Source organism: Microbulbifer mixtoriginis (SeqCode), from assembly GCF_052467945.1.
Map to the genome: position 1 here is coordinate 1843456 of NZ_CP174328.1, position 23765 is coordinate 1867220.

The window sequence follows — 23765 nt, forward strand, 5'->3', positions numbered from 1 at the left end:
AGTTTTGCTGCTAAAAAGAACATCGCCGAATAATCTACTTGCGCCAGGCACTGGTCAATACGCCTCACCAAGGCTCCCTCCAGCTATCAGAACTCCCGATAAATTCGGTCTTCAAGCTTGATTCACCCCAATGTTGGAGGCTGCCTAGGCCGACCACACTCAATATGTTATGTTATATCGTAGCCTGCATTAAGGAGCGGGTAGTGCGCGAGTGAGGTATTTAGGTATTTAGGTATTTAGGTATTTAGGTATTTAGGTATTGCACCGCCCGCCATAGCAGAGAGCAAAGCAATTAAAGCCTCTGAAAATAGTGTTTATTAGCCGAAGTTACTTAATTGGAGATTAGCTTGAGCCTGACCGACTTTACAGAAAGAAGCCATAAGACAATTATTACACAAACTCCAAATACTGAACTGGCTCCGAAAGAGGAAGGACTGTCAGTGGCAGACCTGCCAAATACCCGTCGGGCCGTATCTGCAGATAATGGAGAAGTTTTAGCAGATATTTTCCAAGCTGATATCAATATGGCCATCTGGCAACGGGAACTGCCCAGTAGCATAGCCAGTGATTGCCGCTCGCTCTTAAATAGTGGTGTACACCCCAACCGTAGGATTCTATTACCCACCGCCAAGATCGAGCGTCTCGGTGAAGCATTACCAGAGCTTGGTCCCTACCCGCACTTGTGTGCTGATATCCAGTTATTGGCAGATATGTTCAGTTATCTATTTGAGCTAAGTGGAGTCGGTATTCGTTTAACAACCCTGAACGGTGCAATGTGCCCAAAGTTTCATATAGACCGGGTGCCCTGTCGATTGATTACGACTTATTTAGGTACGGGTACAGAGTGGCTGACACCAGATTCTATTACCCCAAATACACTCGACTTAAAGGCTAACCAGGAATTCCCTCCAACTTCCATCAATCACCTGGCATGCGGCTCGGTTGCCCTTCTCAAGGGCGAACTCTGGGAGGGCAATGAAGGGGCCGGTCTAATCCACCGCTCACCGAGTGTCGAGCCCGGCCAACTGCGACTGCTACTCACTTTTGATTTCGGATCCGCCGACGAGTGACGAGCGCTTACTGGGACGTAAAACTCTTCTTAGGAATAACCCATGAAATTTACCGCGAACCTTCTTCTCATGGTCATGGAGAAGGCAATAATTAACTGATGGAAATACAGTCAGTTGGGAGCCACTATATATGGCTCATTTTTTGGCAAAGAGAGAAATCATAACGGCAATTCCCATTCAATCGGGATATATATGCCGGTAAAAGGCTAATTTATTTAACTTTTCGCAAAAGTGGTGTATAGCCTATTGAGCTACCCTACTCTCGCCTGGCTTTAATCTATAGCTTTGAGTTTCCCTGCCATTGTTGACATCCAAAGTGTTCACTTGCTCCTGCTCTATCCCCATCAGCATTGATTGCTTAACACTCAATTTTTTACTGGAAATATTAACCATATAGGCTTTTTCATAACTTGAAATGAACTATTTTCGTGCAATCACTTTGAATAAGGTACTGCAATAGTGAGCCAATTCAAGTCAAAGTTAATCGATGAACAATAGGAATTGATCGAATTTTGTCCTCCAGAGTTAAAACGAGGAAAGGGAGGCCCAAAACCCATTGATAATCAAGCCTGTTTTGAGGACATCCTGTGGGTTTTGCTTTCTGGAGCGCGATGTAAAGATCTTCCTTATCTGTCTACACAGGAGAAATAGAAATAAAGCCCCAAGGCAGGATGGTAGAAAGCTCAGAAGTATGCTCGCCGATGGAAAGTTGAGCGGACTTTTAAATTACCGCCGCTTGGTTGTTAGATGGGAGCGATATTTTTCTTCTTATCGTGTTTTTTCTATACTGTATGCATGTTAATTACGTTAAAGAAGTTATGAAATAGCTTCTAGTCGAGTAGCTATTTGGATTCGTAAAACACTTATGTTTGGGTACCCTGATTATCCGCCAGGGCAGCAATCCAGCAGCTCTCCATCGAGCCCCAATCCAAACGCGCTTGGTTAATCACCTCCACCCGGCTTTCCAATGTGTCATCCAGCTCCAATACTGTAAGCACTATGTCAGCCTTATTAAATCCAAATACACCTTGCTCGGTAATAAATACCCCCTTGATTCTCTCAGCGTCAGTGCCACTGAATAGAGAAAAGAGCGCATCATAATCAAATATAAATTCAGGGCTAAAACGCCAACCACAACTGTAATATCCCTCTCCACAATTTTCTGAGCGGAGATAGCCACACTCCGGCAATAGCTCAACCTCATCCGCCACCTGGATTACTGGATGATGGTGATCACTCCCTGGCGAGACCTGAAAACTGCAGGGCAGCTGGAGCCACTCTAGTTCGATACGCCCCTGCTCTACTACTTGTAGAGGTTTTTCCGTCCCTTCACCTAGAAATGACAGAAAACGCTGTAGATTTTGCAAGTCCTCAGGGCCATATAGGTCAGACTTATTAGCCACCACCAAGTCAGCAACTTCTAGTTGCTGCCTAAAAGTCTCACTGCGCAAGTAGCGCTCATCCTCAATACAACGCGCATCGACCAAAGTTAGTGTACCGTGAAGGCCCAACACACCACCGCGCACGGCATCAGACAAAGTCGCCAGCACCTCTCTAGGATGTCCCAGGCCCGTCGGCTCAATTATTAATCTATGGGGCCTGGCCTTAGCCAGTAACTGGTTTAAAGCAACCTGCATTGGCAAACCGGCAGCACAGCACATGCAGCCGCCAGGTACCTCTCGAATATAAATATTGCCTTCCTGTTCTGGTTCAAAAAGTGCGCCGTCAACCCCCACTTCTCCAAACTCATTGACCAGAATAGCCCAGCGTTCATCGGCGGGCTTAATTTCCAGAAGATGCCGGATAGCTGTTGTCTTGCCGACGCCCAGAAAACCAGTGATAACGTTGGCAGGCACCCCACGTATTAACTGACCAGCTGCCACTAAGCTGCATCCCGACTGCACTCATCACAAACACAGTCCAGCTCCAACTGGGAAGTCTCGAGATGATATCCGGCACTTTCAACCGTATCGCGCAGTGCATCAATGACTTCAGGCCTAATACCAATTTCCCGCACCTTGCGGCAACGATTGCAGATTAAAAACTGTGGAGTCTGGTGGCTGTGGTCACAGGCAATATGAGCACAGGCCAGGTATTTGTTTTCTGAATTGAGCTTGTGAACCAGGTTCTCTGCGGCCAGAAAATCCAACATTCGGTAGACTGACATGGCTGGAATTGAGTCGCGAAAGTCACCGTTGTAATGCTCCGCTATCTCATAGGCAGAAAGCGGAGTTTTTGACCGCAGCAAAACAGTAAGAACGTTCTTGCGCTTTTCAGTCAAGCGGGCACCCGAACTGCGACAGGTTTGCTCCGCCACACTAAGGGTCTGTTTGATTTGGGATGCTTTCATAGCCTATTTCATTAGCAATTTGTTGTCTTTACCAGTGAGCAGTTCAGCTCCCTGACGACCGGAGTGCGAGATTATCACACTTGAATTCATAACTAGCATGGAAACCACAATGCGCTGAGCTGTCACTGCTAACTTCTGCACTATATGATGGCGCCCCAACTTCCACACTTAATGGCTGGGACTGAGCACTGCCAAACTCCAAAAAATGACCAGGCTTGGATAGTTCGAGAGTAACCTACTCTACTAGATACATCATGGCCTTACCATGGACATGACTTCCCATACCTCCCACAACTGGGCCAGCCAGGGACAAAGCGATCAGCAGAACTCCAGCAGACTTCATCATCCTCACCTAATCAACCAAAGCGATCCGATACACTAAGCGCTGGTTCACCCAGTGGGCAATGATCAATAGGCCAGCACCAACAACACTGGCAACCAGCTCCCAAGGCCCTTCAAGGTAAAGCGCACCAACCAATAGCAGCGTCCCCGAGAACCCCACAACCATTACCGTGTAACGCTGATGGCGTCGGCAGGAGGCCGGGAAGCTGCCAAAAGCCAAAAATAAGACCGGAACCAGCAGAAGTAAATGGACAAACTGGTCGCCCTGTAAAACACCTAATAACCCTAAACCTCCCAAAGCGGGTAATAAAGGAGGCAAAAAACAGTGAAGCAGACAAACACCGGATGCGAAAATTCCTAGAGTATCTCTCACAATAATCCTTCTAATCTATTTAGTCCGAACACAGATCAATACGCATCAACCAGAGAAATGATATACTATATCATTCATATAGGCTAGACAATATAAATTGAGGTTCATAAAACGCCACTGATTAATGAGGGGGCATTGATAGGATGCCCACCTCCGACTCTAAAAAATAAGCAACTATTCTTCCTTCGATAGCACCTGCTGAATTCAAGAGGGCATAGCAAGTTGGGATAAATGCTCATTTCAGATCCAAAACCTGATCAGGCTAATAATTTTGACTAAACAGTCAAATTCAAGTTGACAATCTTTAGGTATAAAGAAATTTATCAAGAAGTCGAGCTGTATATGCAGCTCAGAGAAGGACTTTAGGCTTTTAAAGCCTAAAGTCCTTCTCGCTAAAGGTGTAGAATATCGCGTGTGGCTTAACTCTAAGGTGCAGGTGAATTAATTACTGCGTTAAATATTCCTCAGCACTGATAACCTCTGCATAAGCAAATTGCAGTGCTGCCATATAAGCTGCATGTATATGTGCAGCTGGAACATCGACGCCATTGAAGTACATGTCCCGACTGGCACAAGCATCATGAATAACGGTATTTTCATAGCCAAAGTCACTTGCCGCTCGGGTAATGGCATCGATACACATATGGCTCATCGCACCGACAATGACCAATTTATTAACACCTAGCTCATCCAAGTGCTTTTTGAGATCCGTACCTTTGAAGCTGTTAACTTCATTCTTGAGTACTACCGGCTCACCTTCAACAGGCAGAAGGCTCTTGTGAATTTTCGCACCCTCACTACCGGCAATAAAGAATGGAGCATCCTCACTGAGAAATTCATGGCGAACATGAATAACTGGCCACTGCTTTTTGCGAAACTCAGCCAGCACTTTTGCGGCTTGGTCTGATGCTTGGCCAATGCCTTCAAGAGTCCACTTTCCACCTTCAAAGTAGTCGTTTTGCATATCGACGACGATTAGCGCTGTCTTGCTCATAAGATTGTCCTTTGGTTGTGTCTTTGAAATGTACAAGCGCATGTTAGGACGATGGGCTAAGATACAGGCGTGGCAAGACCGACATAAAACAGGCAAGAACTGACAGAGGGGCTAGTGTCCCAAACAATCCACATTGCAATACTGATGATCCCCGGAGCGGCTCAGTCGGCGACTTATGGCCTAATCGACCTGTTCCAAACCGCAAACCACATCTGTCAGGAGTCAATCCCAGAACCCAAGGCGCTATTTGAGGTATCACGCTGGCTAATTAATGACGGAAAAGTCATACCCGAGAAAAAAGGGGCTGCTAAAGAACCAAATATCGTTATTTTACCGCCGGTACTGGAAGGTCAGGAGTATATGGAGCCACCGACAGATGTCAGTACCTGGTTGTTAAAGCGGCACAAAGAGGGGGCCGTAACCTGTTCCGCTTGTGCTGGAGCTTTTATGTTGGCCGACGCTGGACTATTAGATGGACGCCAGGCGACCACTCACTGGCGACTGGCCGATGCCTTTAAGCAGAAGTTCCCGGATATAGAGCTGAATATCGATTCCATCCTGATTGCAGACCCGGATGTTGTCACCGCAGGAGGTGTAATGTCTTGGATCGACCTTGGGTTACATCTGGTCGGACGATACATGCCTCCCCATATAGTTATGGAGTTGGGACGTTTCCTGTTGGTGGATACAGGCACCCGTTACCAAAGTTATTACCGCAGTTTTCTACCTCCTGTAGATCATGGTGATAAAGCAATTTTAAAAGTACAGCAGCAAATTCACCGGGATTATCAACAATCAATCTCTGTTGCAAAAATGGCTCAACTCGCCAACCTGGGCGAACGTACTTTTCTACGAAGGTTTCACAAGGTTACCGGTTATAGACCCGCCGAATATCTTCAGCAGCAACGTCTGCAAAAGGCTCGCGAACTATTGGAAACGGGCACATTGCAAGTCGAACAGATCGCTTGGCAAGTGGGGTATGAGGATGTCAGCGCATTCCGGAAAATGTTTCACAAACAGACCGGTCTTTCTCCTCGGGAATATCGACAGAGATTCTCAGGTGGCTCTAAAATGTAATTCCCCGAAAAGGCGGACTAATTGGTAAAGCACCCAATTTCACTAAAGAGATTGATCGAAGAGATTCTTGTTAAGCCCAGTAGCTTGATAGGCAGCGGAACGCCTCTATTTAGGATACGTAGATCAATATAAAAGTTAAACAGATATAACAATAAGATTAAAAGCTTCCTAAAACCTAAAAGCTCTAACTAAAAAGTTGACCACATTCAGATAGTTAAGGCGTCATTTATCGTTCGAGTAAATATTACACCACCAACCGGCTAGCAGAAATACGAATCATTTCTCTTTGGAGATGCGGATAAGTATCCCCTCAACTCTACACTTCCTCGCCATCTCAGAAATTGCCCTGCAATTTTCAAAGGTAAATAGCAAGACTTCAATCTCGTCAAATACAGTGCCCGCAATGTGTAGGTCAAGTTCTGAGTAATATTTGAAAAAATATTTTGTGAACAATTCTGGATATTCTAAAAATCAACAAATTATTTGTTAAGTTATGGTATCAGCTGAACGAGCTCCCCTATATAGTTAGTGGTACCGCCTAACTTTGATTAAAAATAGGTTAGTTTCATTCTTTTTTGAGATTTGGGAGAGATACCAAAGTGATTAAGAAAATTTTTTCGAAAAGAGATCTAAAGCTTCCAATCATTGGCGGCTTGATAGCGGCAGCAAGTTTGCTATCAACAACGGCAACAGCCGAAGTTGATATAAATCAATTACGCCAACAATCAAAAATTATGTTCGGCACTCTCTCAGAAACTATGCCAGGCAGTGAAAATGACACCCCAGCTATGGTTGAGCTTGGAAAAACACTGTTTATGGACAAACGGCTTTCAGTCAATGATAGCCAATCCTGTAACAGCTGCCATCAAGTAGGGAACTACAACGGTTCGGGCGTTGACAATGAAGCGACATCACCGGGAGCTTTACCTGGTACCAAGGGTGATCGAAACTCTCCAACGGTCTGGAATTCAGGATTCCAAATGGCTCAATTTTGGGATGGTCGCGCAGAGGACCTGAAGGAACAGGCCAAAGGTCCAATTCTAAACCCTGTAGAGATGGGAATGCCTTCAGAAGAGGCTGTTGAGACAAAGATTTCAAAAATTGCCGAATATCAACAAAGTTTCAAACACGCCTTTGGTAAAGAAAATGCTATCTCTTACGACAATATTGCTCAGGCCATAGCTGCATTTGAGCGCACCCTGATTACGAATGATCGTTTTGATGATTTTATGAGCGGCGATGATCAGGCTATGACAAAAAGTGAGTTAAAGGGCTTGCAAACCTTTATCAACACTGGTTGTTCGGCATGCCACAATGGTGCAACCTTGGGTGGAAACATGTACCAGAAGATGGGGCTAGTCAACCAATACCCACACCAAGAAGATTTAGGTCGTTATAAAGTTACAGGCCTTGAAAAAGATAAAATGATGTTTAAAGTTCCAATGTTACGCGATATAAGCAGAAGCGCTCCTTACTTCCACGACGGGCGTGTAGAAACCATTGAGCAAGCAATTTACGATATGGCTTGGTACCAATTGGGACAGAAATTAAGCACACAACAAGTAGATGATATTGCAACTTTCCTAAACGCTCTAGAACATCAAACCCATTAAGGTATTTCCCACCCTCCGGGGTGGGTCCCTTTCGCTCTATTTAATTTTGGTTAGGCTCGCGGATTTCAAATCATTAGCTCATTGATAACTTATAATCATTCAGCCCTGCCTTTGTATATCAGCCACATCCAGAGATAGCAGCTCGCAGACTAAACAGTTTCCTGATTGCTAACCAGTTGGTAATGTATAGCGCTCTAACAATATCTATATCAAGTCGGAAAACTGAAATCCATAGGGAGATGTACAGCTTTCAGATACCGATTTGCGGCAGCTCCATTAAATTACCGTTCACTACCTGAGCATTTAGTCATCAGTTGTCTTTATCAGAAGTTGTTCTGTCCGTTCAAGGTCAAGTAATCTGATTTATTCGGCGGAAGGTATCAAGTTAATCAGTAGTGATTAGTTTAGCTTTAGGCGATAGTATCGAATTCATATCTTTTCAGCTATTAGCTACTAATACAAGCTGCTGCCAGCTTTTATTTAGGCCACTATAAATTTCGCCCCTTCACTAAAGCACCAAAACCGGAATATGAGAAAAACTTATGGGTAGTGGTCACTTCGTATGCTTATACTACTGAGTACACCTACTGTACTTGGGTAAGGCCAATTCAGGTAATTAGCCCCCTTACATTTCACATCTTAGTTGCGACAGTCATGCCTCTGCCAATTAGATTTATTTAGACAAACCATTTGTACAAGGCGAACCAAAGTCACTTTCTCAACACAGAAGCCTATGAATATTACGAAATTATTTACGCAATATTTAATGAGATTGCAGAATCAACTTTTAAAAGCTTCGTGAGATCAGTTTCTCACTATACGCCATCTCTGTTTGACCCGATCAACAACAAGGTCTTACATTGCTGAACGAATTTTGAAGTTCGAACAGCCAGCATACATCACTTACTTTATCCAATAATAATTTAATATGCGGTATTGCATGAAATTCGTGGAACTTTCTAAATTATATGATTAATTTTTAACAAAAAATATTTCCCCTCCAAAGAGTTACTTCTATTTGGTCAAAAAAAACAATATAGGACTTGATCATGAAGCTCAAAAAAATAGGTGCGTGTATCGTACTTATGTTTATTCTAATTTTACCAGCATATGCCCATGCAGGATTGTGGGATAAATTTACAACCTGGGTTGTTGATACTTGGGATACTGTTGAAGAGAGAGTTGAAGAGATTATTGAGGATGTCGTTACAACTGTAGAGGATGGTGTAACGTCAGCAATTGGTTTCTTTGTAGATACCGGTGAGTGGATATACGATGGACTAACGACCGTGGTTGAAGGTTCACTTAATTTCTTCTACGGCGTTGCCGATGGTACAGTCACGGCATTAAATTACTTCGGCATGGATCTCGATATATCGGACTGGTTCACCACGGGGGGGCAGAATTCCGAGGACGGTGCGCGGCTGTGGAGCCTTACAGACTATGATACGTCCTCGCATCCTGCATATTTAAATGCCTTCCGTGATCGGCAGGTAGCTTATATCGAACGCGTTCTTGATTCATCCAAAGCCGAACCTAATAACGATCATTATGTACTCAGGGCATATTATGATTTACCACTGGATAAAGAGGCTCTGGCTCGGGGGCTGACCGATCTTTTTACACCAGGAAAGCACGCTTACAAAAACCCTGATATGCGCCTGATAGAATATATTAGGCTATTGGCAGAGAGTGATGAGTACGATGATATTATCCTGAGTGAAATTATCAAACTACCTTATTGGCAGGATGAAGATACTGAAGGAAAGCGAGTTTACACTTCTGAAAATCACGTACTTATGTGGCTATCTTCTAGCTGGTTACTATCTGAAATGGAAGGTTGGGATATAGGTGGTGGGCCCGAAAAACTAAGGGAGCGTCTTGTACGTTATCTGGAGGTTAAAAAGCAGTTTGGAGTATATGAGTCCACTTCAAATGTTTATAGTCCATTTTCCCTGACAGCATTGTTAAATTTATACGACTATGCCCAGGATACAGAGATTAAAACCCTAGCTGGACAGGTTGCCCTTATTTTTCTTAATGATATCGCTATGGTCACCAACGACCTTGGTGCTGCTATAGCTGTCGATTCAAGGACCTATGAAGGTGTTCACCAAGATCTTAACTTCTTGAATAATAAGTTCGCACGATATACCGCGTTGATTACTGGCAAAGGTCCACAAGATTTTACGGGTAGTACCCATATGGATATTTTTGCCATGACTACACTTGATGTAAGCAGTGTTGCCTATAATCGCCTTGAAAAACTTAATGGTGAGATTAACATAAGCTATTCTTCCGGCCACCCTATCACTGAAGTTGATACCGTATGGGCTGGGTTGGACCTCCAAGATAAGTTAATTTTCTCTCAATCTGCCGGCGCCTATGCCCACCCAGAACTGATTGATGAGATGCTGGAATATTACCTGAATCCACTTGCCGGTCTGAACTTCTTTTTGGAAGATTTGATTGTGGAGTCTAACCTGGCAGATGACGTAGTCGATATGTCAGGTGTTCTTCTTACTGAAACCAGTGCACCTTTCACCACAAGCTCAATTATTTCAGAAAAAACCATGGATCTGTATCGCCATGGCAATGTGCAATTATCGTCATACCAGGATTTCCATGCGGGGAATGCAGGTTGGCAGCAGCTGCCCTGGATAGCAACAACCGGTACTATACCGGTTTATACTCGTTCAGGTGCGGAATACGGTGGCTGGAAGGCTGGTGGCCAGGAGCAAATGAACACGCACTTACCCTATATAAAGCAAAATGAGAATGTAGCCATGGTTTTGTACAAACCTGCGATGGAGCTGCGCTTTATGGATGGTGTTAACAGAGCAACTGACTTCTTACCTGTAGATGACTTTCTAACTGCACCAGTAAATTTGCATTGGCCAACAGAGCAATTCGATGAAGCAACCAGTTTCCAGAACTGGTTGTTTGCACGTGAGGGTGATGGTTATGTGGCTGTTTATCGTCACTGCCTGGATACCAAAACCTTTATTCGCAATGAGGAGGTTGTAGAAATTTATAGCTGTAGTGCTGATGAACAAGTCTGGGCAACAGTTGTTGGTAATACGCAGACTCACGAAAGCTTTAGTAATTTCATTTTTTCTGTTTCACAAGCCAAGATCAAAAGCAAATGGTACTGGAGCTGGGCAGAGACCCGCCATGTATGGGAGACAACTTTAGAAGTCGATGGAAAGACCTTAAGTTTTGGCTGGGAAGCAAACGTAGATGATTTAACGGATAGAGAAATGTGGGAATTGGCCAGTGCTAATAACGCATCTACTATCGAAATGGCTTCGGTGAGTGGATTCCAGGTCAATAATGTAACAAACACAGAAACTAATACCGGTCATGGTAACTGCGAGAGTTCAAACGATGTGCTTTTACATCAAAACGTAAGCTTTAACGGTTTTGATCCAACAATATTACGTATGGCAGAGGCCGATAATGGTGAATGCTATCTGATTAACGTAGAAGACCAGTCACAAGATATGGAATTAATCCATGAAGGTGAAAAGGTCGATGTAGTGCGTTTTACTAACCGGCGCTTTGTAGGTGGCGAGGCTGATAAGGCTTACGGGATAAATCACGAATGGACTACTATAGAGTTGGACTTCAGTTATGAAAACCCTGTGGTGTTTGCTTCAGTAATTGGTATTGCCGGCACTGACCCGATAACAACTGAGATTCGCAATATCACTTCAACCAGCTTCGATGTGCGTGTTGCGGAGTTTGCCTGGAACGATGGCATCCATACATCGGAAGTGGTGCATTATGTAGTGATGGAGGCTGGTAGTTACTCAATTGCCAATGGATTGCAGCTTCATATTGGCGCCGTTGCACTGGAAGATAATTTGAGTGGCTCCCCGGACTTTGAAACTGTCGGGGTCGACTTACAGGATTACTTACTGATCAGCCAAGTACAAGGTAGTGACAGGGATGAAACACTAAGCACGCGTGTCAGAAATAAGAAAACTGGCACATTTGAAATGAGCCTGATGGTACAGGAGGCAAACAGCAATAAAGAGGAAACTATAAAAGCAGTTGTAGGTTACATGGCCGTCGGAAAGCCCCCCATTAAATCCTTAAAAGTGGCACTTAAAGGTGCCCACGGGAAGTATCTGGGCGCAGCAGGTAATGGAGGAAATGGCAAAACTGCCAACGCCAATGCCTCAGTAATTGGTAGCCATGAGACTATTGTCCTTACAGGAAATAGCCTGCAACAAGGTTGCCTAATAGACGGGGATGACGTGTGGCTGCAAAGCACCGATGGTTATTACTACAGTGCCCAACAAAGTGGTGCTTTAGATGTCGATAGAACGGCTCGGTACAGCTGGGAAACATTTAAGTTGATCAATCACTCAGACAACAATTCGGGCTGTTTACAAAATGGTGACGTGATCTCCTTATACAACCCAGAACATGGTAATTACATCGTTGCAGAATCAGATGGCCGGGCTAATGCGAATCGCAAAGCAATAGGTTCCTGGGAGAAATTTATTATTTACGATCTAAACGATAACTAACAAGTACCAGGCGGGCACCCACATCCATTCTTACTGGGTTTGGGTGCCCTAATCTTTGGAGATTACGTATCTGCAAAATTATCCTGTGTCAATAAGCTAGACAGATACTCATCAGTGATCCTTACTCGGAGCTTTTCAAGCTCCAAACCTTGGCTCCGGGAGCCCCCGAACACCAAGGCCATGAATAGCAAAAATACTACCTGGCTGCGGGTGACGAGCCAGTTCCTCAGGAGTTACAAATGATTGCTGTGAAGTAACATAGAGAGTTTCATAATTGTCGCCGCCGAATGTGACGCAGGTGGGACTTCGGATCGGTAGGTCAATCTCACGATCAAGGCGGCCCTTAGGATCAATCCTTAAAATCTTACCGCCAAGATTCAAAGCAAACCAATAATACCCTTCAGCATCGACTGTTGCGCCATCTACAATCGCGGGCTTACGCTCTTGAACTGAAAAGAACGGCCTTCGGTTACTGATACGGCCCTCATCCATATCCAAGTCAAATACATAGACCATGCCACCAATGGTATCGCCAAAGTACATACGAGTGTCCTCTGGGTCGAAAGCAATCCCATTGGAACATACAAAGGAAAAGTCTTTAGCAACCTGGCGCACGCTAAAATCAGGCTCAAGGCAATATAAATGAGAGACTTTACCTTTCAATTGCGTATCCATACTACCGCACCAAAAACGCCCTCTTCGATCGATCTTTCCATCGTTTAGCCGGTTTTGGGGTAGATTCGGTTCCGGATCAACAACTGTCTCAAACTCCCCTGTTTCGAGGTCAATGGTGCAGAATCCTGAATTGGCAGCGCCAACTAACCCTCTCCCCTTACGGAAACCAAAGGACCCTACCTGCTCCGGCATTTCCCAAGTCTTTCTTTCACCAGTAGAGATGTTTAGCCGCCGAATCGATGGCCGCCGGGGCCCTGCCAGATCAACCGAAGGGCCGACATGATCCGCCCAGTAGATAGAGGTGTCTTCTGCATGCCAGATGGGTGTTTCTCCCAATCCATCGTTACACTCCCAAAGACATTCAATCTCCATTGTCAAAACCCTTCTTAATAGTTTCAGTAGGTCTTAGACTTGAAACTTGGATGGAATAGGAACATCAATATCCTCAGTATGTAGCAATGCGGCCTCTATTCCAGCATGGACACCAAGTGCTGAGGTCTCTCTAGACATGCTGGGTGTACCAAGGTTTTCGGGCAAAGCCGCTACTTGAGGTAATTGCGGAAGGTGAATCCACCCTGCGCGTATATCCAGTTGATTGCTGGCAATAAAGTGCAAAACGCCATACATCAAGTGATTACAGCAAAAAGTGGCGGCATTATCCGAAATATCTGTAGGCACTCCGGCTTCACGCATTGCCCTAACCATAGCTCTGAGAGGAAGATTACTACGATAGGCTACCGGTCCATTGGCAACCGTAGGTGCGCCCTGCATCTCTACGCCACGATTATCCTTTAGGTTGTATCGAGTAGAATCGTTAAAATTTTGAGCAATTCGCTCTACCGTAACCATCGATCGCCCACCATATTCACCCATCATGATCACTATTTGTGGACGGAGCTCATCTATAGCGCTAGTTACTACGTCAATACACTCAAAGAAGTTACTAGGAACCAGGATTCCAAAAACATCTGAATTCCCAATACGGGTACCATCCAAAACACGCATTACCGATTCTGCAGGATTTATTGGCGTATGCCCGAATGGTTCAAAGCCGGTCACTAAAACCTTTTTCATGACAATACTCTTTGAGTCGTTTGAAATTGGCCTTCAGAAATGTGCTGTCTGATTCTATTTATCAAGAATAGAAACTTTTAAGGGCTCAGACTTAAAAGAACGGTTTTATACGAATACTGATTAAGTACTTTACTTGGCCGTCCACACAGTTGGACTGTCCAGGTTAAGTGTTTAATTTTCGCCAATTCCGGCTGAGCTTTCATCCATCATCCAGCACAGTCATAACACAATCCAAACCCTTAACTCCTTGATGGGTTGCAAATTCGGCTACAGTGAAGACACTGAACTAATCAGACCTCGCCCCATCCACGGATTTCTGCTGAACCGGTGTGGTCGGTGCATACCGATACAACTCCCAACCCCCTTCGGGATTTAGATGGAAGGGGTTTACGGTGCCCAGCCACATAAAAGTTGGGTGGTTGATCATCGTACGGAAACCGAAATTACCCGAATTGCCTACACCATTTATAGTGGCAGGGATTGCTTGTAGATCTGGAGAGAAAAAACGATAGAGTTTTGCACCAGAGATTGATGGGCTGGATAACGCATCCTCAAGGAGCATCAGCAATTCCGAGGGAAGCTCACCCGCAAGATCAATTACACTCGGTATAAGTGAGCTGACGTCAAGTGTAGCCAGATACAGATTGTCTCCAGTCACTCCCAGGCGCCAAGTGTATACATTAAACAGCCAGCCCAGTCCGGCTCCCCCTAGCTTTGGAGGCCCTGACAAGGTTTGTGTTTCCACAAACTTGTTGAGATCGGGGTCCCAAGCCTGAACCGTTTCATACCCATAGAGAACTTCAACATTTGGCTGCCCTTCTCCTTCAAAGTTGTCCCCGCGGAATACGGTTGTTGCTCTATGGGTTGCCATAATGGTGTCCAGCTCTCCAATAGGAGTACCCCATGTCTCACCATAGGCGAGAACATGGCTCCTGAATCCACCGAACGGAAAGTTGATCGTACCCCAGTAGAGATTCCCACGCCATGAAGTAATATCTCCACCGGCATAGGCTCGAGCGCTGACAGGGTCTGGCTCGTACTCGCTAATATTCCAAACTTCCTCCCACTCTTCGACATCATTAGGCATGAAGCCACCCGAAGGTATTTGGGGACTCATCACTATCCCGGCGTAGGCTTGCACCTCTCCTGTTTCAATATCACCATTCGGCCAGGTAGAAGAAAATATACGCCCGTTGTGTATCGTCATGTCTGCCGGAGTACTTTCCATAGTACCGATGATTTCAAAATGGAATGGATCATCGAGATTGCCCATCCAACGCAGAACCCGGCCCGCCCCACCAAGATCCTCATGCAATCGCACACCGGTATATAAAACGCCTTCGTAGTTAAGGAACTCACGGATATTCGAATATTCAGAAAATTTCTTTGAGCCCAAATACCGTCCGGTACTTGCCTGCCAAGCCAACATGATAATGCTGTTACCACTGCCAACGCCGGCAATTCCCTCCTGTATACCACCCGGCCCGGCAAGAAAAATCACATCGTCCGCGTAGCCACCCGAGCGTAATCCAAGGATGTCCTGTAGAAGCGGATCGTAAGTGGGAGTAACTTCTGTGACTTCAAGTGTACAAGTATCCATACGGTAGGCAGAGGGAGCCCGCCAGTCCCCAAGGTTCTTAAGGTTTGGATTTTCCTGAGCAAGTATCCCATCGGCAAACTCGCACACCCAACCCTGGGTTGGGGCTAATAGCGGTGTCAAAACTGCGGTTGGTGACGCTTGTGCGGTACAGAGAAAATTACTGCCGGTTCCCCAGTATAAAAATTGGGGAGATTCAGCCATTCCCCAAATCCGCGTACCGTTGCGTTTAGGTTCTCCTGCTGAACAGATGCCGTCCACTAACTCTGGATAAGGTTGACCAACGCCATTGAAGCATTCATCGACTGGCGCTTTAAATAGCTTGTCAAAATGCGGATTAACCCGTTTGCACATTTCATCTGGATAAGCCGAAGTCCCTATTTCTGGAATAGCCAATTGGGCTGTGGCGAAAATTGGAACTGTGGAAGTTAAAAGTAACGAAAGTGCAATATATGATGTGGTTTTCATCAGCATCCCCTACCCTACCCTACCCTACCCACGACCGCTACTGCGGAAGGTTCAACGATTGTTGTCCTTAGTTATTGCTAGTTTGGCGCACTAACAAAATCCAAGACTATGTAGAGATTAGGTGGCAGCGGGATAAAGGAAATGATTTTTACTAGGAATCACCCGCCAAATATTGTTTGATCACAATCGCTTGATGAAGTCTTAAGAGTCACACCTTTGAACCATAGATCTGTAGAAAGATAGCAGAAGCGTTTTTCAGATATACGTGAACTTAGTCTCCATTAACTAAAGCGCAATCTACAGGCTTATAGCTCGGTATGTCGAACAATGCCTAGCGACACGCATCTCTCATGGAAGAGTGTGTACTTAGGCTCTCTCTGATATCACACCGCCTGCAATGCATCACCAACAAGTGTGGTACGGCGCATCACGATTTCCGGAACGAACCTGCCCTACATATACAGGGTTTTTTCTGCCTCAATTTGTTAATAATAAATATTTGTGCAATTAAGTACTTTAGCTGGCCTTAATTATGATAAGATATTGATTAATAACGACTTTGTATGAATACTGATTAAGTACTTTACTTGGCTGTCCACCGTATACCAACAACAACTTCATTTCCTTTCTATATTCAAAAATAAAACGATTATGGCACGCTAATGACAGCAGTAGGATTACGTCTAGATATTTATTTTAACCAATATTACATATACCACTTTAAAAGATATATTATTTAAACACTAACAAGCTAGTCCGTCAGGATAAATTTTCTAATGGGTTTACGATTCATATTTTTAAAAGATTAACTATGTAATAGATCAAAAGTAGACAGGCGCGGGATATCACCAAGTGAGTAATTCATGGAACAGCGAATCTATCTACGCGCCATATGAACAAACTGCAGTTACTAATTGAACTCAAGCAATATGAAAGCCAAGTCAATTTTAGCCAGGGTGCTAACTGTTATCTCCATATGCATAGTTATCCCAGCCTGCTCTCAAAGAATAGCTAGCTCAATAGAAAAAGCTGAAAACTTTTCCTTTGGAGAAAGGATAACTGTCGAGCGAATAGAACAGTTAAACTTCAGGAAAGCTGAATATTGCCCACCTGGAAAAAAGACATGCATTAGTTATTATTACGGATCACCTTTAGCCGACGCCAACCTAAACTACTCTGTAACATTTGGTGAGGACGAAAGAGAAAATATTGTTAAGATTAATTTAAGTAGAGATTCTTTAGATCGAAGCTACTTTGGCACCGTAATCTTACTGCATGGATTCCGTACTTCCAAAGAATTTATGCTGGATTCTGCTCTTTATTTTCGTTTTCTTGGGTTTCAGGTTATTGTTCCAGACCTTCTAGGTCATGGTGAAACTGGAGGCAAGAAGAAATATGGGGTAAATGATACTAAATATATCAACTCCCTTATTGACAACCTAATTGAAGAAGGGATCATCAAAAATGAAAATATATATATTGTAGGAAACTCTATGGGCGCCGTAACAGCCTCTCATATTTCTTCTTTAAGATCAGACATTAGCGGAGTTATTCTTTTAGCTCCGATGTTGCAACTTGATGAAGCTGTATACAATTATGCAAAACGTGACCACCCCATACTTAGCAGAATTATCCCTGAGAGAGATATACGCAAGGGGGCGATTTTGGCTCTTAGAAAATCTAATATAGATTTGAAGGATACAAACATACAACCTCTCTTAAAATCCTCACAGACTCCGACTCTACTAATACTCTCAGATTCAGACCAAATTTCACCATATGCAAGTTACGAGCAATTGAAGAAAGATAATATCAAAATATTTAAAGTTCATGATAGGTATCATCCAAGCATGAATACAATAGGTGAGATCGAGCATAAAGCCATTGTTAAATGGCTCAATACTACTCAGTAATACTGCCTATAAAGTTTTCGGATATATTCAAAATTTAAATGTCGCTGGATAAACCTACCAGAGGTAGAGCGAGATAGAGCAGTTATCTTTGTCGACCCTATTAGTTTTTTTCATAATAAGCCTGGATAAGCCACAACCACGGCTACTTAATGAGCAATTAAAGATAATGTTCTTGGGGTGTTCCTTCACACTGCCTGGTCGATAGTGACATAGGAACAACTATTAATTAACAACTGCTATTATTTGAGTTTGAGTAAATATCTGCTCATATCCTACCCGCCCCTTGATTCATAAAGGAGATGTGCATGAAGAAGCATTCATTCTTATTCATAATGATTTTGATTGCTCTTGCCTTAATAGGGTTTAACACAGCGGCTGAAGAAGGTAAGCCTAAGCCTCCTCAAAGTAGTGAGGGCAATATTTGTAGTAATGAATATGTCTTATGCACTTCCGCCCCTTGTATCCCGGACCCTAGAAATCCGGATTCAAATGCAATTTGCCAATGTGATGTTAACAAGGGTTTAAACTTCGGGATGTCAGCATGTAAAGCCCGGATTCCTGTAACTAACTCGACCGGTGTAAAAAAAGTCTTATCGACTTTTTCTTTCGCTCAAGCACCTACTAAACCAGTACTTTCCTGTCCAGAAGGTAAACCTTGGACAGATTGCCTGGATCAACCCTGTATTGTCGACCCAATGAATCCACTCAAGGCCATTTGCACATGCAAAATAGTTCGTGATCAGCCTTTTGTAACTTTTGGAGGAGACTGCGTTACGTTGACTTGTGATACCGGCTACTGGTCAGGCGCAACAGTAGGGTCCTATATTGGGGCAAGCAGGCAGCTGATGAAGGCTTTTGGTTTAGACCAGACACCTGCTAAATATTGTGCGGGAACGAAGACGAAAGTCTCAGAGTGACCCAGACTTGACTGGCGAGTCGCCCTGCAGGCGTCTAATCTAATGCCAAGATAATATTTACACTTCTAGCTCCCCCCCTTGCCATAACCTTATGAGGCTTCCTATGAGAAAAGCAACCAGTGAACAAGTAAGCGCAAAGGATCAAGCCAGACTTAAGGCTCCAACTGATTTGGGCGAGAACGCTAGGAGTAGCATTACTACCGCTGTCAATACGCTACTGGCAGACACCTTTGGCTTATACATGAAAACGAAGAATTTTCACTGGCATGTGAGCGGTCCGCACTTCCGGGACTACCATCTACTGTTTGATGATCAGGCCAGTCAAATTTTTGAGATGACCGATATTTTGGCAGAGCGTGTGCGTAAACTGGGGGGAACCACACTTCGCTCCATTGGCCAGATCGCCAAACTACAACGATCTTCAGATAATGATGCGGATTATGTAGACCCACAAGATATGCTCACGGAACTTGCCGAAGACAATCAGCAAATGATTGCGAATATGCGCAAAGTCCATGAGCTCTGTGATGAGCATCGTGACATTGCAACTGCGAGCATACTGGAGGATTATATTGATCAGGCTGAAAGGCGATCTTGGTTCTTATTTGAGGCTAGCCGGAGTTCAGGATTAACGCACCACTGAGCGTCACCCAAAAGACGCAATAATTTTGTGCTCTAGTTGAAGAAGGGAGTTGTTGTATTTTTAGCGGACAACAATTCCTTTCTTACATCTCTACTAGAACTTTCCACTTATTTACAGTGTAAAATTTACAGTTCAAGCCTCAATTTTCTATACAATTTATCTCTCCAGTTACGGAACGACTGAATAACGTGAAGGCTACTTTATTGGGATTTCAGGTTTGCCCAGGAGGCTGAAATACCAATCTTTTCAACAAGGAAATCAATAAACACCCTGACTTTTGAAGTGAGTACATTAGATTTAGGGTAGACAAGCCAAATCGCTGCCTGGTCATCAATTCTGTAATCCGGAAGTACCCGAACCAGTGTACCCTCTTCTAATTCAGAATAAATATTCCATAACGAACTCATACAAACCCCAACCCCGGCTTTGGCGGCTATACGCATGCTGGCGCCATCATCACAAATTACTCGAGACTTGCCTTTCGGTGGAGGAAATGATCCAGCTTGTTTATCACTTTCAGATATCAGCTTTCTGGGCTTTGAATTCATAAACACCAAAAGCTGGTGCCGAATGAGATCTTCAGGCGTATTTGGAGCACCGTATTTCTTTAAGTAGCTGGGGGAAGCGCACAGGATTCTCTTGTCTTCTGCAAGTTTACGTCCAATAAGACTACTATCTTCTACGGCATAGTTGCGTAGGGCTAAGTCAAAGCCTCCCTCGATTAGGTTAACTTGTGTATCAGATAGCTTAAGCTCCACATCCACACCGGGATATCGCTCAAGAAATTCAGGCAGTATTGGTGCTACAAAGCGCTGTACAAATGTGCTTGAAGCCGCAAATCTTAGCGTTCCGCTCACATTTGAACTGCCTTTACCCAAAGCTGCCAAGGCAGCATCTTCTTGGGCAAGGATCTCTCTAGCATAGGGAAGGAATTCGGCTCCTTCTGTCGATAAGGTGACCTTCCGAGTGGATCTATGGAATAGATCCGCCCCTAATTGAACCTCAAGCTTTGACAGGCGCGCACTGGCTACTGATGGAGCCAACCCAAGCTGACGTCCCGCGGAACTGATATTGAGCAGGTCAGCAGCCAGCACAAAAAGCCTTATTCCGTTCGTATCCACCAATTATATCCAAAATCAGAATTCTGAATCCATTTATACCTTATTTATTCGCAATAACCAATGAATTAGGCTTTGCCCAGCTGTTGAGTAGTTGCCCTCAAAAGGTCTTGTAGCTAAGCAATAACAGGAAGTTCGTTCGCGATTAGAAGAGATCAATAGAAGGTATTTTCTCTCTTCAGAACATTTATGGGATATGAGCCAACTGATCCCAATTGTGCAAAGGACATGGCAATGCCAACAACCATAACCCGCTGTGTCAACTATGTTGAAGGGGATGTTTAGTGACTTCTGACCAAAGAGATAGAAAAGCTTGGTTTCCCGAAATCAATACTGGCTTCAATAGCGTATTTAAACCTGGACGACTTTCTATAGGCCTAGTCGTCCCTATTGAAAACTACTCGACAACCTCTGTGCCAACTATGGCAGATCATATTGAGAGAGTTCAACTCGCTGAGGAGCTAGGTTTTAGCGCCGTTTGGCTAAGAGACGTGCCGTTCAATGTGCCTTCATTTGGTGATGCCGGGCAAGTGTTTGATCCTTTCGTCTATCTTGGATTACTTGCAGGTGCTACTTCAAAGATTAGCCTCGGCATAGCGAGTCTTATTTTGCCATTACGTCACCCGGCACACGTTGCAAAAGCAGCTGCCTCGGTTGATCAACTCTCCGGAGGGCGACTTATCCTTGGCATTGCCAGCGGCGATCGCCCTGAAGAGTATCCAGCGATGAATATTCCTTATATGGAGAGGGGGGCGATTTTTCGTGAGAGTTACGAATACATTCGAAAAATAACAGCCCCCTACCCTCATTTTGAGAATCGCCTTGGGGCAGTATCTGGCGAAGTGGACCTTTTGCCAAAGCCTTATGGCCAACAATTGCCGTTACTAATAACAGGATCCTCCCAGCAGGCCCCAGATTGGCTAGCGAGCAATGGCGACGGATGGATTACATATCCCAGGCCCCTTACAGAGCAGAAGCATTTTATTAAACAACTAAGAAAAAACATCTGCGAAGAAGGGGTCCCTGCCAAGCCAGTTATGGAGCCACTGTATATTGATGTTATTGACGGCCCTGATTGTCCGCCACAACCAATACATTTGGGATTTCGCATCGGCATCAATCAATTAGCTGTGTATTTGAAGTCAAGAGCGGCAATTGGCATTAATCATATTGCGCTTAATCTACGCTTTAATAAACGAGACGTACAAGAAACACTTCAACAGATTGCTACAAATATTCTTCCAGAGTTGAAAGGATAGGAATAATTAATGACGAAGACGATTTTACTAACAGGCGCAACAGATGGTATTGGACTAGAAACGGCAAAGCTATTAGCGTCAAAAGGCCATACTTTACTGTTGCATGGCAGAAGCAAGTCTAAATTGGCACAGGTAAAAAAAAGCATCTCACAAGATTACCCTGAAACCACAATAGACACTTTTCTGGCAGATCTCACTAACCTGTCTGAAGTTGTGGCACTGGCAGTAAAAGTTAAAAGTCACTATTCAAATATTGACGTGCTAATAAACAATGCTGGTGTACTTAAAATACCCAATCCAGTTACAGACTCAGGGTACGATATTCGTTTTATCGTAAATACTATTGCACCATATATATTAACCAAGCACCTTTTAACTCTGTTCAATAGTAGTGGCCGTGTCATCAATCTATCCTCTGCCGCCCAGGCGCCTGTGAATCTGGAAGCGCTTAAAGGTGAGCAACTCCTCTCTGATAGTGATGCTTATGCCCAGAGTAAATTGGCTATTACGATGTGGACATTCCAATTATCCAAATCCCTTGGCAATGAAGCCCCAGCATTCATTGCCATTAACCCCGCATCATTCTTGGGTAGCAAAATGGTGAAAGAGGCTTATGGCTCGCTTGGGAGAGATATAGGTATTGGTGCTGATGTATTGGTTCGAGCAGCTCTTAGTGATGAATTCTCCAGTGCTACCGGCAAGTACTTTGATAACGACCTGGGCAATTGGTCTCAGCCACACCCCGATGCTCTTGATGAGGCAAAGAATGAATTGCTTATTTTAGAAATTGAAAGCGTTGCTAATGAGTTAGGGGCTCAAATCCCCTAAAGCATAACCAGTAACTTAAACAATCAATACCTTCCCCCCCTAAAAGGACATAATGATGAAGTATGAAGGCTTTACTACATTCTCAACCGCTCAAAAGGAAGGCATTTTAACGGTCACATTTGATTTTGGGCCAGTGAATGTCCAGGGGCAAGAAATGCTGGCGGACCTTAACAGTTTAGCCATGCGCCTGGAACGGGATCGCAATACCAAAGTGGTAGTTTTTCAATCGGCAAACCCTGAAATTTGGGTCTGCCACTATGACACCGAGCTCTTAAAGGATATGTCTGATAAGGCAATATCCCGAGATGAAGTTAAGTTACTTGATTTACAAGCGGTTTGTGAGCGAATTAGTAAAGTTCCACAGGCAACCATTGCCAAACTGGAAGGCTTTGCTCGAGGCGGCGGCCACGAGTTGGCGCTGGCAATGGATATGCGCTTTGCCGCACGTGGCAAATTTAAGTTTATGCAAATGGAAGTTGGTATGGGAATACTGCCCTGCGGTGGTGGCGCATCTCGGATGGCTCGCCAGACCGGGTTAGGGAGAGCATTAGAGATCATTCTAAGTGCTCAAGACTTCGATGCGGATGAGGCGGAGAGGCTAGGCACAATTAACAAAGCACTGGACCCTGATGAAATCGGTGAATATGTAGATTCACTAGCAAAGAGAATCTCTCAATTTCCTGCTGAATCTATCAATGCCTGTAAGCAGGCCGTATATGAGTCCATCGACAAGCCGATAGATGAAGCATTGAAGGCTGAAGCCTACTGGTTATATCAAGCGACCAGTAAAACACCTGCACTAAAGCGGTTTTCGATCGCTGATGAGCAGGGATTAGAGCACGATATTGAAAATCAACGCAATTGGAGTGAACTGGTCATGCAAGTACAGAACATCAATTAACCCTTTGAAAGTTTT

General features: G+C 44.3%; 18 protein-coding genes and 1 pseudogene. 10 read left to right on the forward strand and 9 right to left on the reverse strand.

Annotated elements, in window-relative coordinates; translation table 11 throughout:
• Positions 1 to 347 precede the first annotated feature (347 nt).
• Positions 348 to 1070: a DUF1826 domain-containing protein gene (locus ACJJIJ_RS08085; protein ID WP_444939222.1), complete on the forward strand. Its 723-nt coding sequence runs from the start codon at positions 348 to 350 to the stop codon at positions 1068 to 1070.
• 863 nt (positions 1071 to 1933) lie between these two features.
• Here ACJJIJ_RS08085 and ACJJIJ_RS08090 read toward each other — a convergent pair.
• From ACJJIJ_RS08090 to ACJJIJ_RS08105, 4 genes are all read right to left on the reverse strand, one after another.
• The gene (locus tag ACJJIJ_RS08090) at positions 1934 to 2953 is read right to left on the reverse strand and encodes a CobW family GTP-binding protein (RefSeq protein ID WP_444939223.1); all 1020 of its coding nucleotides are present in this window, start codon (positions 2951 to 2953) and stop codon (positions 1934 to 1936) included.
• A complete protein-coding gene (locus ACJJIJ_RS08095; RefSeq protein WP_444884810.1) occupies positions 2953 to 3420 on the reverse strand; it encodes a Fur family transcriptional regulator in 468 nt (155 codons plus the stop codon). Before ACJJIJ_RS08095 ends, ACJJIJ_RS08090 begins: the two co-directional genes overlap by 1 nt.
• Before the next feature lie 352 nt (positions 3421 to 3772).
• Complete coding sequence (locus ACJJIJ_RS08100; protein ID WP_444939224.1) at positions 3773 to 4135, reverse strand: MerC domain-containing protein; 363 nt, start codon at positions 4133 to 4135, stop codon at positions 3773 to 3775.
• 445 nt (positions 4136 to 4580) lie between these two features.
• The gene (locus ACJJIJ_RS08105) at positions 4581 to 5129 is read right to left on the reverse strand and encodes a cysteine hydrolase family protein (protein ID WP_444939225.1); all 549 of its coding nucleotides are present in this window, start codon (positions 5127 to 5129) and stop codon (positions 4581 to 4583) included.
• Between the two features lie 114 nt (positions 5130 to 5243).
• On the opposite strand from ACJJIJ_RS08105, the gene ACJJIJ_RS08110 reads away from it, so the two are divergent.
• The 3 genes from ACJJIJ_RS08110 to ACJJIJ_RS08120 all read left to right on the forward strand — a co-directional run bounded on the left by ACJJIJ_RS08110 (position 5244) and on the right by ACJJIJ_RS08120 (position 12357).
• Positions 5244 to 6206: a GlxA family transcriptional regulator gene (locus ACJJIJ_RS08110; RefSeq protein WP_444939226.1), complete on the forward strand. Its 963-nt coding sequence runs from the start codon at positions 5244 to 5246 to the stop codon at positions 6204 to 6206.
• Positions 6207 to 6805: 599 nt separating this feature from the next.
• Positions 6806 to 7819 carry a cytochrome-c peroxidase gene (locus ACJJIJ_RS08115; RefSeq protein WP_252081690.1) on the forward strand — a complete coding sequence of 338 codons (1014 nt, stop codon included), beginning with the start codon at positions 6806 to 6808 and terminating at the stop codon, positions 7817 to 7819.
• Between the two features lie 1049 nt (positions 7820 to 8868).
• A complete protein-coding gene (locus tag ACJJIJ_RS08120) occupies positions 8869 to 12357 on the forward strand; it encodes a fascin domain-containing protein (protein ID WP_444939227.1) in 3489 nt (1162 codons plus the stop codon).
• 135 nt (positions 12358 to 12492) lie between these two features.
• Here the strand turns inward: ACJJIJ_RS08120 and ACJJIJ_RS08125 are convergent, their stop codons facing one another.
• The 3 genes from ACJJIJ_RS08125 to ACJJIJ_RS08135 form a co-directional block, all read right to left on the reverse strand.
• Positions 12493 to 13404, reverse strand: coding sequence for an SMP-30/gluconolactonase/LRE family protein (locus tag ACJJIJ_RS08125; protein WP_444886240.1), 912 nt, complete (start codon positions 13402 to 13404; stop codon positions 12493 to 12495).
• A gap of 33 nt (positions 13405 to 13437) precedes the next feature.
• Positions 13438 to 14106, reverse strand: a complete 669-nt coding sequence (gene pcp / locus ACJJIJ_RS08130; RefSeq protein WP_444886241.1) for a pyroglutamyl-peptidase I — start codon at positions 14104 to 14106, stop codon at positions 13438 to 13440.
• 286 nt (positions 14107 to 14392) lie between these two features.
• Entirely contained in the window at positions 14393 to 16171 is a 1779-nt protein-coding gene (locus ACJJIJ_RS08135) for a hypothetical protein (RefSeq protein WP_444939228.1), read from the reverse strand.
• A gap of 929 nt (positions 16172 to 17100) precedes the next feature.
• Here ACJJIJ_RS08135 and ACJJIJ_RS08140 point away from each other — a divergent pair.
• The 3 genes from ACJJIJ_RS08140 to ACJJIJ_RS08150 all read left to right on the forward strand — a co-directional run bounded on the left by ACJJIJ_RS08140 (position 17101) and on the right by ACJJIJ_RS08150 (position 19644).
• Entirely contained in the window at positions 17101 to 18084 is a 984-nt protein-coding gene (locus ACJJIJ_RS08140; RefSeq protein ID WP_444939229.1) for an alpha/beta hydrolase, read from the forward strand.
• A 305-nt stretch (positions 18085 to 18389) separates the two neighbouring features.
• Positions 18390 to 19001: a hypothetical protein gene (locus ACJJIJ_RS08145; protein WP_444939230.1), complete on the forward strand. Its 612-nt coding sequence runs from the start codon at positions 18390 to 18392 to the stop codon at positions 18999 to 19001.
• Between the two features lie 103 nt (positions 19002 to 19104).
• Positions 19105 to 19644: a Dps family protein gene (locus ACJJIJ_RS08150; RefSeq protein WP_444939231.1), complete on the forward strand. Its 540-nt coding sequence runs from the start codon at positions 19105 to 19107 to the stop codon at positions 19642 to 19644.
• 200 nt (positions 19645 to 19844) lie between these two features.
• Here ACJJIJ_RS08150 and ACJJIJ_RS08155 read toward each other — a convergent pair whose 3' ends face one another.
• The gene (locus ACJJIJ_RS08155; protein ID WP_444939574.1) at positions 19845 to 20531 is read right to left on the reverse strand and encodes a substrate binding domain-containing protein; all 687 of its coding nucleotides are present in this window, start codon (positions 20529 to 20531) and stop codon (positions 19845 to 19847) included.
• 63 nt (positions 20532 to 20594) lie between these two features.
• Positions 20595 to 20765 (reverse strand): annotated as a pseudogene (locus ACJJIJ_RS08160) (LysR family transcriptional regulator); the annotation flags it as partial.
• A 281-nt stretch (positions 20766 to 21046) separates the two neighbouring features.
• On the opposite strand from ACJJIJ_RS08160, the gene ACJJIJ_RS08165 reads away from it, so the two are divergent.
• Genes ACJJIJ_RS08165 through ACJJIJ_RS08175 form a run of 3 tightly spaced genes read left to right on the forward strand, consistent with a single transcriptional unit; the run spans position 21047 to position 23750 of the window.
• The gene (locus ACJJIJ_RS08165; protein WP_444939232.1) at positions 21047 to 22021 is read left to right on the forward strand and encodes an LLM class oxidoreductase; all 975 of its coding nucleotides are present in this window, start codon (positions 21047 to 21049) and stop codon (positions 22019 to 22021) included.
• Between the two features lie 9 nt (positions 22022 to 22030).
• Entirely contained in the window at positions 22031 to 22849 is an 819-nt protein-coding gene (locus tag ACJJIJ_RS08170) for an SDR family NAD(P)-dependent oxidoreductase (RefSeq protein ID WP_444939233.1), read from the forward strand.
• 52 nt (positions 22850 to 22901) lie between these two features.
• Positions 22902 to 23750, forward strand: a complete 849-nt coding sequence (locus ACJJIJ_RS08175) for an enoyl-CoA hydratase/isomerase family protein (RefSeq protein ID WP_444904832.1) — start codon at positions 22902 to 22904, stop codon at positions 23748 to 23750.
• Positions 23751 to 23765: the final 15 nt, after the last annotated feature.

Coding starts and splice junctions, on each gene's coding strand:
- ACJJIJ_RS08095 (WP_444884810.1), bottom strand. CDS start 3,420: ATGAAAGCATCCCAAATCAAACAGACCCTTAGTGTGGCGGAGCAAACC.
- ACJJIJ_RS08135 (WP_444939228.1), bottom strand. CDS start 16,171: ATGAAAACCACATCATATATTGCACTTTCGTTACTTTTAACTTCCACA.
- ACJJIJ_RS08140 (WP_444939229.1), top strand. CDS start 17,101: ATGAAAGCCAAGTCAATTTTAGCCAGGGTGCTAACTGTTATCTCCATA.
- ACJJIJ_RS08175 (WP_444904832.1), top strand. CDS start 22,902: ATGATGAAGTATGAAGGCTTTACTACATTCTCAACCGCTCAAAAGGAA.
- ACJJIJ_RS08105 (WP_444939225.1), bottom strand. CDS start 5,129: ATGAGCAAGACAGCGCTAATCGTCGTCGATATGCAAAACGACTACTTT.
- ACJJIJ_RS08170 (WP_444939233.1), top strand. CDS start 22,031: ATGACGAAGACGATTTTACTAACAGGCGCAACAGATGGTATTGGACTA.
- ACJJIJ_RS08125 (WP_444886240.1), bottom strand. CDS start 13,404: ATGGAGATTGAATGTCTTTGGGAGTGTAACGATGGATTGGGAGAAACA.
- pcp (WP_444886241.1), bottom strand. CDS start 14,106: ATGAAAAAGGTTTTAGTGACCGGCTTTGAACCATTCGGGCATACGCCA.
- ACJJIJ_RS08150 (WP_444939231.1), top strand. CDS start 19,105: ATGAGAAAAGCAACCAGTGAACAAGTAAGCGCAAAGGATCAAGCCAGA.
- ACJJIJ_RS08145 (WP_444939230.1), top strand. CDS start 18,390: ATGAAGAAGCATTCATTCTTATTCATAATGATTTTGATTGCTCTTGCC.
- ACJJIJ_RS08120 (WP_444939227.1), top strand. CDS start 8,869: ATGAAGCTCAAAAAAATAGGTGCGTGTATCGTACTTATGTTTATTCTA.